The organism is Mucilaginibacter sp. PAMB04168, from assembly GCF_039634365.2.
GTDB lineage: Bacteria > Bacteroidota > Bacteroidia > Sphingobacteriales > Sphingobacteriaceae > Mucilaginibacter.
Window position 1 is genome coordinate 2,105,403 of sequence record NZ_CP155079.2, and the last position, 13,106, is coordinate 2,118,508.

Sequence of the window (13,106 nt, forward strand, 5' to 3'; positions counted from 1 at the left end):
TGATGAAAGTTAAAGGTTTACGCTGGTTTATTATTGCGCTTATTGGACTGGCCACGGTTATTAATTACATTGACCGTAGCGCCATTAACATTATGTGGCCTTACATATACCACGAGTTTGGCATAGCCGATGTTGATAACAAAAGCACACTGGCCTTAATTACTACCTTTTTTATGTTGGCTTACGCCTTAGGCCAAACATTTACCGGCAAACTGATGGATGCCGTAGGTACACGCCTGGGCATGGCGGTATCCATAGCTGGCTGGAGTGTATCCATTGCCTTGCATGCGCTGGCACGGTCTATATTTTCATTCAACATATTCAGGTTTTTCCTCGGCTTTTTTGAAGCCGGTAATTGGCCTGGTGCCACTAAAAGTAACGCTGAATGGTTTCCGGCTAAGGAGCGGGCTATTGCACAAGGCATTTTTGGTGCAGGCGCATCATTAGGCTCGGTTATATCTGCACCTGTAATAGCCATACTATTTGTGGCTTTTGGGTGGAAAACAACGTTTTTCATGATAGGGGGCCTAGGGCTTATTTGGTTACTGCCTTGGCTCATCATCAACAAAAACACACCCGATAAACACAGGTGGATAACATCCGAAGAACAGGAGCATATCTTATCGTCTGAAAGCATTGTGGCTGGTGCAACGCAAAATACAGTGGTGTTAAGCTGGTTGCAGTTGTTACAATACCGCAGCACCTGGGGCATTATATTAGGTCGCTTTTTTATTGATCCGGTTTGGTGGCTGTTTGTAACCTGGTTGCCTACATTTTTAAAAGAGCAATTTATGTTTGACATTAAACAGATAGGCGCCTTTACCTGGTTCCCTTACCTGTGTGCTGCTATTGGCAGTCTGCTGGGCGGCTTTTATTCATCAAGGTTAATTAAACAAGGCACCGAGGCAAGCCGGGCACGTAAGCGAGCTGTTACCATAGGCTGCATTTTTATGCTGATTGGCTTAATTGGCATACTGGCAACCTTAAGTACGTTAAAGGAGAAACCATCACTGGCCATGGCCTTAATTGGTACAGTTTTATTTGGCTTCCAGTTTTTAATCGGCAACCTTCAAACCCTGCCAAGCGATTACTTTAATGGTAAAAATGTGGGTACCGTTGCTGGTATGGGCGGTACGGCAGCTGTGGTAGGAACTCTCTTTACTACCTGGGCTGTACCGGTTATTACACAAACCAGCTATGTGTCTTTTTTTGTACTGGGGGCGGTTTTAGTTCCGTTGGCCTGGCTCGCTATAAATTTCATGAACTCAAAAAATATTAATTCTAATTAAATCAAATCATGCGTTTACAAAACAAAGTTGCCGTAGTTACGGGTGGGGCCAGAGATATTGGCCGGGCTATATCATGCCAGTTGGCTCGTGAAGGGGCAAAAGTGGTGATTAATTATTTTGATAGCGAAGATTCGGCTAAAGAAACGCTGTCGATAATTGAAGCAGAAGGAGGCCAGGGCATTTTGGTGCATGGCGATATGACCAAAATGGCTGATGCGAACAACTTAATTGAAAAAACTAAAGAAGCCTACGGCCAAGAAATACACATTTTAGTTAACGTGGCTGGTGGCCTGGTAGGCCGCAAAAAAATTGTGGAAATGGATGAAGATTTCTTTGACTTTGTGGTTGATCTGAATTTTAAATCGGTGTACCTGGCTACTAAAGCCGCTGTGCCTTTTATGCCTGCCGGCTCATCTATCATCAACTTTTCGTCACTTGCAGCACGCGATGGTGGCGGGCCTGGCGCAAGTGCCTATGCTGCTGCTAAAGGTGCCGTAATGACCTACACCCGCTCACTGGCTAAAGAGCTGGGCCCGCAGGGTATAAGGGTTAATGCGCTGGCTCCGGGCGTTATTTCAACCACTTTTCATGATACCTTCAGTACCCCGCAGGTACGAACCAACATTAGCAACGCCACTGCGTTACGCCGCGAAGGTAGCGCACAGGAGGTAGCTGATCTGGTAGCCTACCTGGCGTCTGAAAATTCATCTTTTTTAAGCGGAAACAACATCGATATAAACGGTGGCTTAGCCTTTTCTTAAAAACATCCGGCCAGTACTTAAAATACTTTTATGTACTGGCCATAAACCAAGCCGGCGTAAAGCCGGCAGTAACCTAAACCCAAACAATCTGTTCCCAATAACCGGGGACAAACCTTATAAACCAAGTCATTTAAGCCGTCCCAGCGCTTAAATGCACGCACAAATTGAACATTGTGCTGCAGCTAACCACTGCAAACTAATTATTAACCTAATAAACTGATTAAAATGGTGAGAAGAAATTTACTATTTAAATGCAGGGGTAAAAGTTTAGCTACGTTGTGGCTGGTTGTAACCCTGTGTTGTGTACAGGTATTTGCCAGTGAAACCAAACCCGCTGCTAATTTTAACATTGGCGTCAAAGGTAAAGTGGTTGATGAACAGGGCGAAATACTAGCTGGCGTTACCGTAATGGTAAAAGGTACGCGCATAGGCACCTCAACTACCGTACAGGGCGAGTACAAAATTAATAGTGTGCCCGAAAACGGCACCCTGGTTTTTAGCCTTATTGGCTTCAAAACTTTAGAAGTAAAGGTTAACAACCAAAAAACCATAAATGCAACCCTGATAGCCGATAAGGGTACTTTAGATGATGTGGTGGTAATAGGCTACGGCACCATCAAGAAATCTAACTTAACCGGTGCGGTTGCCAAACTGAAAACCGATAGACTGGACGAACTGCCAACTTCCCGCCTTGATAATGCATTGATTGGCAAGCTGGCCGGATTAACCGTACAAATAAACAGTTCGGAAGCAGGGTCAGAACCTACACTGCGTATTCGTGGGGCCAGTTCCATTAGTGCAAATGCATCACCCTTGGTAGTGGTTGACGGCCATCCCATTGAAGATGGCCTGGCTTATGTTAGTCCGCAGGATGTGGAGTCGCTTGAGGTGCTGAAGGACGCAGCATCATCGGCCATTTATGGTTCGCGTGGTGCTAATGGCGTTATTTTGGTAACCACCAAAAAAGGTGTTGCTGACAGGCCACGTTACAGCATCAAAACTTACTACGGTATTAAGGACGCTTACAAACTGCATCCCATCATGAATACAACCGAGTATACCGAGCTGATGTTTAACGAGGCCCGGCAGCGCGCTAGTGATCCAACTGTGCCTACTGCTTCGCAAAACCTCATTACTGCTAACGAGCGTGCAGCCTACATTATCGAAAATCAAATTACCGGTGTAGCAACCGACTGGCAAAAGGCAGCCCTGCGCGATGCATCTATTTATAATATACAGGCCAGCGTTTCGGGCGGCAAAAAAGATTTGCGTTATTATGTTTCGGGTAACGTGCAGCAAGACCAAGGTATTATGAAGTACAGTGAGAATCAACGAGGTAACTTTAAGGTTAATGTGGATGCAAATTTAAGTTCTAAGCTAAGCTTAAATGTAAGCCTGAATCCAACCTATACTAAAACACAAACACCGGCCGTAAACTTTACCGATTATTATCGTTTTCTGTCGTTCATTCCCGTTTACCATACCGATTTTTCTTCGGCCTTTGTAAATCAGAATGCGCAATGGGCTGGTGTTAGAGCTGGCGACTATGCACAAGCCCGTCATTTTACTAACCTGGTTTACGCAGGCACCATGCCCGATGGTTCTTTTTACACCAGCCCGGGCACCGTAGCGCCATTTTCATCAACCAATAATACGCCTATATCTATAGCTGCACGCGAAAACCGGTATGCTACCTTTTACCGCCTGCAAGGCAGTACAGATTTAAACTACAGATTTAGTAGAGCACTGGTATTTAAATCGGCCTTAAGCGGCTATTACCGCAGTGTGGAAAATGACATTTTTACCAAGAGCAATGCACGCAAAGATGGTGACGTAAACTCTGGCAGTATTGTAACCTCGCGTACTATCGATTATTTATGGGAAAACACACTGAACTATACACAAAGTTTCAAGAAGCACAGTATTACCGGTTTGTTAGGTTATACCGTTCAAAAAACAACAATTGATGGATCGAGCATCGTAGGTTCCAATTCTCCGTCTGACGACTTTACCACATTGGCGCAGGCATCGGTTATTGACCAGCTAAACACCTACACCACCAAAACTCCGATTGGGCTGGTGTCATACTTAGGCCGCGTAAATTATGATTATGCTAACAAGTATCTTTTCTCGGCCAGCTTACGCGCCGATGCCAGCTCTAAGTTTAATGCAGGAAGCCGTACAGGATGGTTTCCGGCAGTATCAGCCGGATGGGTATTGAGCAACGAGAAGTTTATGAGCAAAACAGCTAACTGGCTAAGCAGTTTAAAAGCCCGTGCGAGTTATGGCGTAACAGGCAACAACCGTATTGCCGATTTTTCATACCTCGACTTGTTGTTTAAATCTACTTATTCATTTGGCGAAGGTACCGGAACTGTAGTACAAGGACAGTCGCCTAATAACCCGGTAACCTTTGGCCCCGGAATAACCTGGGAAACCACCAACTCCACTGATATTGGTTTGGATATGGGTTTTATGAAAAATAAATTCACCTTAACGTTAGACTATTATAATTCGCGAACCAATAAATTGCTGTTACAACAAGGCACACAGTCTTTCACCGGATCAAACGTGTTTTATAACAATAATGGCAGCATCAAAAATGAAGGTTTTGAGGCCGAGTTTAGCTCAACCAATATTAATGGTAAAAAATTTTACTGGACAACATCCTTCAATATTTCCGTAAACCGCAACAAACTGTTAAAACTGGGTGGCGAGCCTTACCAGTATAATTACGGCGAGCGTAACGAAATTTATGCCACTATAGTTGGTTCGCCTTATGTACAATTTTACGGCTACCAGTCAGACGGTGTGTGGCTTTCTCAGGCTGATGTAGACGCAGCACTGGCCAGTGGACAGACTTCCATACTGCAAAGTTACTTTCAGCCCGGAGGTTTAAAGCTTAAAGATTTAAACGGCGACAATAAGATCGATATTAACGACCGTACCGTTATTGGCAATCCTTTTCCTGATTTTACGTGGGGTATAACCAATAGCTTTAAGTTTAAGGGTATTGATTTAACTCTAATTATGCAGGGATCGCAGGGCGGAAAGTTAGTAAACGGCGACCTGTTTTATAACGAAAGTAAAAAGCTTAACCGCAACTTTACAGACAACCGGTGGGTAAGCGCTGCTAACCCGGGCGATGGCAAAACTCCTTACTTTACCAATGGTATAGCCGCCGACCTGCTACTAACGGATTATGCGGTTGAAAGTGCTTCATACGCATTTTTACGTAACGTAATAATTGGCTATACATTGCCACGTACCTGGCTTAAGCGGGTGAAATTTAATAATGTACGCTTGTATGCCGCTGCCGATAACGTGTTTTTTGTAGCTGGTAAATCATACCGGGGTATTAATCCTGAGGCGCGCATGGTCTCTGCAGCGTATTCGTCACCCGTGGTATCGGGTTATCAGCGGGGTGGCTTTCCGGTAAACCGTACTATCACTTTTGGTTTAGATGTCAATTTTTAATGAGTGGGCTATGAAAAAATTACTATATATAACCATCACACTTTTCTTATTGGATGGCCTGTCATCCTGCCAAAAAATTGTGGATGTGGATCCTATTTCGAATGAGGTAGCATCAGAATACTACCGTAACAACACCGAGGTAAACAACGCGTTATCCGGTTGTTACAACGGCATGCAAGAACCACTTTTGTATGAATGGATGCTAACCGAATTACGCAGCGATAACGCTAAGCAGCGTTCGGTAAGCAGTACTACTAATGCAAACGTGGAACTTAACCAGCTTAATATGTATACAGCAAGTGCACAGCACCAGCAGATATACAACTATTGGCTGAGCGTTTATAAAAATATCCGGAACATCAATTATGTATTGCGCAGCTTGGGCGTAACGTACCAAAACGGACAGTTAAATTACGGCCAGCCTACGGCCAATGTTACAGCGGCACAAAAGTCGCAACTTGCAGGGCAGGCGCTGTTTTTAAGGGCTTATCATTACTTTAATTTAGTACGCCTGTTTGGTGGCGTTTTTTTAGTAACGCAACCGCTCGAACCTGCAGCTTCAAAGCAGGTTAACCGTTCATCGGTTGAGGATTGCTATAAATTGATTATAGCTGATTTAGAGGGAGCCGCCAGTTTGCTGCCTGCTAATAAATATGGTCAAATTCCATCTGCAGATGTAGGTCGCGCTAATGCCTGGTCGGCTAAAGCTTTACTGGCCAAGGTATATTTAACCTTACCTGTGCCGCGCCCCGCTGATGCATTGGCCCTGCTTAATGATGTGATTAGCAACAGCGGTTATGGCCTGGAAACTAATTATGCTAACGTGTTTTCAATAAGCAACGAAATGAACCGTGAAATACTATTTACGGTACGCTTCAAAGCTGGTTTGGTAGGCTTAGGCAATTCAATGGCCAATACTTTTGCACCGGCTAGCAGCGGCGATGCCATTGTAAATGGCGATGGTAGCGGCTTTAATTATCCAACTACAAACCTAAATTCTGCATTTAGAATATCAAACACCAGCTTCAGCGACGCGCGTAAGCCAGTAACTATTGGTACCTATGCGGGTAGTACCACCCCATATTACGTTAATAAGTTTATATCAAAAGTGCTGGTAAAAAATGATGCTGAGAACGACTTTCCGATTATCCGCTTTTCTGACGTATTGTTGCTCAAAGCAGAGGCTACAGGTTTTGATGGTTCGGCCGGTACTTCGGTAGGGATTATTAACCAGATACGTGAAAGGGCAGGGGCAGGTAATTATACTACCGGCAGCTTTACAGCAGCTTTTTATAAATATCCGGCAACAGGTACAGCAGCTATAACCACACAAGCCGCCTTTATAACGGCTTTGCTTGATGAACGCCGGTTAGAACTGGCTTTTGAGAACCAGCGGTTTTTTGATTTGGTGCGTACCGGGCAGGCGGTTGCTGTTATGCAGGCTTACTATGCATCAGAATATACATCGCATTACGGCAGGTATACGCCAACCATTCCGCTGACAACCTTACAGGCTAATGTGAATACGCAAAAGCTTTTACTGCCCATACCGCAGCGCGAAATTGATACTAATAACGAAATCAGTATTCCGCAAAATCCAGGCTACTAACCGGTAAACTTTAAGGATATGAAAAGATTTTTAAAACCTATATTATTTATGCTGAGCGCATGCGCGGTTATGCTATCCTGCAAAAAGGATAAGATAGCAGGTAGTGGCAGCAGCAGCTTTACGGCCGATGATTATACCTTTAACCGTGCCACCAAAAACTTTGCGCCAGCTGCCACTATTGGCGGGCAGTTAACATCATCGGCAGGTATACGTTTCGTGTATTGTTACCTCATTCGTGCCAATGCAACCGATTCACTTATTTATGTAACTGATAACACGGCCGATAACCCAACTAACTATACGTTAAACATACCGTTATCTTCTTTTCCGGTTAATAACATGAGTAAGGCCACCGGCGTTAAAATTATGGCCAAACAAACGGATAACAGCAGCATACAAGGCCTCATCAAAATAACTTACTTCGATCCGGCTTTACCGCAGTTAACCAATTTCCCAGCCAGCATTACCGCTAATTTAAATGGCGGTAACACAGCCATTACGGGTACTATTACCTCTAATTATGGTCTAAAGCAAGTAGATATATATGACGACTCAAAAGTGGAAAATACCTATGAGCTGGCGGGAAGCCTAAACGATTTAAACGGCGCCAAAACATATACGCTTAACTATGCTTACAAATACCGGAAAGCTGCACAGCACATTAAAGTAGTTGCTACGGATATTTACAACCAAACTAATGAAACCATCATTAACATGCCGGTTGATTTAGCAGCGTTTAAGCCTAACTTTTCTAACTTTGCAGCCAGTATAACACCTAATCTTACAGGCACTACAGCCATTACCGGCAGTATTACATCGGTAACCGGATTAAAAAGAATCGATATTTATGACGATTATCAGGGCGCGTATGTATTGGTAAGCAGCATAAGCAATTTGAACGGAAGCTTAAATTATACTTTAAACTACAATTACACTTTTCGGAGGCGTGCTACGAACATTAAACTTATAGCATTTGATACTGATGATTTGCAAACTGAGAAAGTTATACCGCTTAATATCACCTACAAAACTGAACTTTACCGGGACGTATTCATGAATGCTCAAACCACGGGTACCAGCACCATTTTCTTTGTTGATAATGGAACAACCAAAGGCAATTGCGATTTAAATGCAAGTGAATCTACCATGTCGTTCCTTTTTTATGGTACCGGTACCGGTCCGGCATTTTATAGTCCTACCAATACTACCAACGTGGCCTCCAACTTCAAATGTAATGGTTCGTCGTGGGTCATCGGTAATGCGTCAAATTTCAGGGCTACCCGTTTTAGGGTGTTGGTGCCCGGAAGTACAGGCGTTGATAATATTTATGCACAATACAATGCAGGTTCAATTGATGCGCTGGATGATGCCTTTTTTACCGCGAACGGCATTGTAGCACCCACAGGCAGCAGTGCTCGTTTTGATGCAACTGCGGCGGCCACCACCAGTGTGTTTAACACTACCAATGCCTACTTAATTTATTTACGTATCCCCGACGCTAACGGCATCACTTACAAAAATGCACTTATACGTGCTAAGGAAGCTGTTTCGAGTGCTGGCACATCAACTGTAAAGTTTGATATACTTGTTCAAAAATAGATTGGAATGAACTGGCCGCTCCCATAAAGGTGGCGGCCAATTCATTCTAATTTTAAATATATAATATGAAAATATATATCTGCGCCTTGGGTATTTTGCTTTCGGCTTTAACCTGCAGCAAATACGCAGTGCAGCCTACAAGAAATGCGTATAGCCCACAGGGGCCCGCACCTGAAAATGCTAAGTTACCCGGAGAGGTGTTGGACCTTACTAACTGGAAGCTTACGTTGCCCATAAACACAGATGCCTCCGTAAACCCTGATGAAATAAAACAACCGGTGCTTAACACGTATAGCAATCCCGACTATTTTTTTACAAGCAGAGCCAACAATGCGGTAGCCTTTAGGGCTAATGCAGGCGGCGCTACCACCAGTGGATCCAACTTTCCTCGGTCGGAATTACGTGAAATGACGGACGGGGGGAAAAAGCCGGCAGCCTGGTCATCGGCCGAAGGTACCCATACGCTGTTCATTGATCAGCGCATAACTCACTTACCCGATGTGCGAAAGCACATGGTTGTAGGGCAAATACATGATGCTAACAAGTATGTGATATTCTTCAGAATTGAAGATAAGAAGCTTTTGGTGTCAGTAAACGGTGGTGCCAGAGAGGTGCTCGATGAAAACTACATTTTGGGCACACGTTTCACCGTGAAAATGGTCGTAAATAATAACACCGTTAAATGTTATTACAACGACCTTTTGAAAAGTACGTTTGATATTGTTTTTAACGATGCCTACTTTAAAGCAGGTGCATATGTGCAATCATCTTGCAAAGGCAACAAAAAAACAGATGGCGAGTCGTGCAATGCTTATGGAGAGGTTGAGATTTATAGCGTTTGGGTAAAGCATGAAGGAATAAAAACGGCGGAAACGAAATGAAGATTAGATTGATGCCACTATAGTAAAGCTACACTTCGTTAATTAGCCGCTAATAAACAAGGACGGTGCATGGCACATTAAAATTTGTACGCTTTTGCTGGAGGACCTTACAAATATCGTAACCGGTGGTAAAAAGCGCACAATTGACGATGTACTAAAAAGGGAGGTGTAATTTGCTCGGAGGCAGCCTAACATGGAGATGCCCTTACGCGGATGGAAAAAATAAACCGGCTAAAACTCTTAAGAGCCTCCTGCCTGTAACTGAAGAGATTTTAATAATGACACCCTTACCTTGCTCAATCATTTGCGACAAGACCGTTGTCTCCGGCGTATCGGATGTCAGCAGCTCTGTTGTGCCGTGCTACATGCTGATCCGAGACTTTGGAATATTTTCAACTAGCACAAGATGAACGTATGGGGGCTGTTTCTATCAGCCTTTATCTCCAGGAATAAATCGATTTTAAATAGAAACCTGTCAGATTGTTTATCTGTTAAGGTTCTTTGGTGTAGGTAAAGAAAAATAGATCGTTGTTCCCTGACCTACCTTGCTTTCGAGCCATATACGGCCGTTATTAAGTTCGACAAACTCTTTACACAGCACCAGTCCCAGTCCCGTGCCTTTTTCGTTGTCTGTACCGTTAGTGGTGTGTCTTGCACTGATCTCGAGTATTTCTTCCTGCAACGCCGGCTCAATTCCTACGCCCGAGTCCTGCACAGCAATGGTAACTTCATTATTCATTAATGCGCCGTTGATTTCGATTATACCACCGTGGTGGGTAAATTTGATAGCATTAGAGAGTAAATTGCGTAAAACAGTGTCTATCATCAGCCGGTCGGCGAACACAGTCAGTTCGTCCGTTTGTTTAACGATCAGCCGGATACTTTTGGCTTCTGCTGCTGGTGATGCAAAAGTCAGCGCATCTTTATAAATATCGTCAATAAGTACCTGTTGAAAGTTAGGCTTCATCAAACCACTTTGCACGCGGGACCAGTTTAGTAGATTTTCCAGCAACACGAAAGCCTGCTTGCCCGATTCATTAATTCGCTGCCCCATCCGCTTAACCTTTTCAATTTCCATCCGATCTGCATTTTTAGAGATCATCTCGCTGAAAGAAAGCATAGAAGTAAATGGGTTTTTGAGGTCATGGGCAATGATGGAAAACAGCTTATCTTTCATGGCATTTTTGTCCTCAAGCTCCGGAACGTTCTGGGCAAGCGTGCGGTACTTTTGTTCATCCTCTTTCAGGCCCCTGAATATTGTGCCCGTTGGATTTAAAAAACCTGATTCAACGTTTGCTTTGTATATTAAAAAAAATGCGATCAACTTAGCATAATGGCCAATTTCATTGGCTGTGCTGTAATTGGAAACATACAGCGTAAAGCAAAATTCACTGATTACGGTAAAGAAAAGTGAAAAAGACAAAAGGCGATACGCCTGACTGCTAAAATGCTGCCGGTATTGGAAAAGCAGCCAACCGGCAACAAATAGTATGGCGATGATAAAGTATTCGGCATAGATCTTAAAAGGGGTTTGGCCTAACCCGTCGAGGTAACATCTTGGAAAGTTTTTGTATACCAGAATAGAAAGCGTAATTAGCAGGGTTAGTACAAAATAACTTAAAAAAATCAGATCAGCGCTGATCCGTTTGCGGTAATTAATGAAATAGAATCCGGCTACAAATGTTAAAGCTTCCAGCAGCCGGGTTGCTACCCAAAATTGATTGGCATAATACCGTTCGTTGGCAGGAATAATATTCATGCCTTTGAAAGTAAGCGTGTGCAACAGGTCGAGTGCAGCGATGGCAATGTAAGCAATACCAACAAAACGCAGATAGGGATTGTCCTGCATGTTGCGGGTGTTCCAGGCAACAATAAAGACAGCAAAAGCCACTACGATAGAAAACAGTTCAACGATGGTGTGGAAGAGCAGGTAATTTTGGAGAATACTGCAGTAAAACACCGCAGCCAGCACGGAGACAGAAAAAAGCGTACGGTAGTTCGCTTTCAAAAAAGCAATTAGGGCTTTCAAATCTTGTTCAAATTAATAGAGCGCCAATTTAATGAATTTCTTTCGCTACAAATAAGAAATCGCCGCTATGCTTCTCCGGTTATGAACATACAAGCTTAGCACAACCAATAAAACAAGAAACACGTATATGTAGTCCAGTACCGCTAAACTAGTTGTTTTTACATAACATCAGGTTGCACTGTGCAATCATTTAGGATAGAGACAGCGGTCTGTTTGTGTTGATGACCCGCAAAAATTTACGTGTAGGTTAGTAAGATTTAAACAATATTCAATTTTTATCACAGTGATATAACATTTCGGAAGTCAGCGCAACAATATGGAAAAGCAATCCGATTATTGTACTCCGAAAGTAAGCAAACAGGTTATGCTAGAGAAAGAAAATGCAAGATTACGTACGGTTAGCCGTTATTTGAATCTCAAGATCAGCAAAGAACAGGATCTTCAGCAAATCGTTGAACTAGCAGGCAAAATCTCTGGTTCGCCGATTGCCATGATCACTATTATGGATGGCGAAGCGCAGTACATAAAGTTCAGCGTCGGTACGGACATCCGCGAAGTTCCCTTACAGGATACCATTTGCCAGCATGCCATCGTACAAAAACAGCTTTTAGTAATACCTGACATCCTTGCGGATAAGCGGGTAATGCATAACCCTTTTGCCGTAGGAGAGCCCGGCCTCCGATTTTACGCAGGTTCCCCCTTGATTACACATGATGACCAGCATATGGGTACATTATGTGTGTATGATCTTAAACCTAAAGAATTGACGGATATTCAAAAAAAGCTGCTTCATCGCATGGCTAAACAAGTGACCCGGCTCTTGGAGTTTGAAGCCAGTATCGGCGTACTTAATGAGCAGTATCATCAAACCCGGGCGGAAGAAACCAAGCTGCGCTCTTTTTTTGAGAGCTCCAGTTCTTGTCACCTGCTGCTGGACCGGGATTTAAGGGTGGTATCTTTCAATAAAGCGCTGTCTGAAATTATGAAGAACAATTACGGGATGCCAATTTCGGAAGGTGTAAACATTGTTGATTATGTAAATCCTGGTTTTGTAGATGAGTTTACCCGGAATTGCAATAAGGCGCTGACTGGGGATAATGTGCGGGCGAAAAGTCGGGTTAACTCGCCGGAGGGGGACCTTTTCTGGTACATTAGCTACGAACCGACCCTCAATCAGGAAGGCAATATAACCGGCGTGTCCTATTGCGCTACCGATATTACCCAAACCGTACAGCATGAAAAAAAGGGGATGATGCAGGAAGAGTCTTTTCAGAAAATTAACCATATTCTGTCAACAGAATTGCATCAGCCGTTAAATGCTGCCAGAGATGCCATGGCCGGACTGAAACTGCAGGGTTACCCAGATCACTTAACCGAATTTCATTTGCTGGAACAAGCATTTCAGGAATTGGCGGAGAAGACACATGTGGTACTCAATAATTTTAAACAATAGCGTTAGCT

8 protein-coding genes are annotated in these 13,106 nt (G+C 43.6%); 7 read left to right on the forward strand and 1 reads right to left on the reverse strand.

Features of this window, described 5'->3' with window-relative positions:
- The first annotated feature begins 2 nt into the window (after positions 1 to 2).
- The 6 genes from ABDD94_RS09060 (at position 3) to ABDD94_RS09085 (ending at position 9,616) form a co-directional block, all read left to right on the forward strand.
- Positions 3 to 1,289: an MFS transporter gene (locus ABDD94_RS09060; RefSeq protein WP_345955595.1), complete on the forward strand. Its 1,287-nt coding sequence runs from the start codon at positions 3 to 5 to the stop codon at positions 1,287 to 1,289.
- Positions 1,290 to 1,297: 8 nt separating this feature from the next.
- Positions 1,298 to 2,050 carry an SDR family oxidoreductase gene (locus ABDD94_RS09065; RefSeq protein ID WP_345947946.1) on the forward strand — a complete coding sequence of 251 codons (753 nt, stop codon included), beginning with the start codon at positions 1,298 to 1,300 and terminating at the stop codon, positions 2,048 to 2,050.
- A 225-nt stretch (positions 2,051 to 2,275) separates the two neighbouring features.
- Positions 2,276 to 5,527 (forward strand): TonB-dependent receptor, encoded by a 3,252-nt coding sequence (locus ABDD94_RS09070; RefSeq protein ID WP_345955596.1) that lies wholly within the window; start codon positions 2,276 to 2,278, stop codon positions 5,525 to 5,527.
- A 10-nt stretch (positions 5,528 to 5,537) separates the two neighbouring features.
- On the forward strand, positions 5,538 to 7,136 hold the full coding sequence (locus ABDD94_RS09075) for a RagB/SusD family nutrient uptake outer membrane protein (protein WP_345955597.1): 1,599 nt from the start codon (positions 5,538 to 5,540) through the stop codon (positions 7,134 to 7,136).
- Positions 7,137 to 7,154: 18 nt separating this feature from the next.
- Positions 7,155 to 8,735 (forward strand): hypothetical protein, encoded by a 1,581-nt coding sequence (locus ABDD94_RS09080; RefSeq protein ID WP_345955598.1) that lies wholly within the window; start codon positions 7,155 to 7,157, stop codon positions 8,733 to 8,735.
- 65 nt (positions 8,736 to 8,800) lie between these two features.
- Positions 8,801 to 9,616, forward strand: a complete 816-nt coding sequence (locus tag ABDD94_RS09085) for a polysaccharide lyase family 7 protein (protein ID WP_345955599.1) — start codon at positions 8,801 to 8,803, stop codon at positions 9,614 to 9,616.
- Between the two features lie 484 nt (positions 9,617 to 10,100).
- On the opposite strand, the gene ABDD94_RS09090 is transcribed toward ABDD94_RS09085, so the two are convergent.
- Positions 10,101 to 11,645 carry an MASE3 domain-containing protein gene (locus ABDD94_RS09090; protein ID WP_345955600.1) on the reverse strand — a complete coding sequence of 515 codons (1,545 nt, stop codon included), beginning with the start codon at positions 11,643 to 11,645 and terminating at the stop codon, positions 10,101 to 10,103.
- A gap of 316 nt (positions 11,646 to 11,961) precedes the next feature.
- On the opposite strand from ABDD94_RS09090, the gene ABDD94_RS09095 reads away from it, so the two are divergent.
- Complete coding sequence (locus ABDD94_RS09095; protein WP_345955601.1) at positions 11,962 to 13,098, forward strand: GAF domain-containing protein; 1,137 nt, start codon at positions 11,962 to 11,964, stop codon at positions 13,096 to 13,098.
- The last annotated feature ends 8 nt before the right edge of the window (positions 13,099 to 13,106 follow it).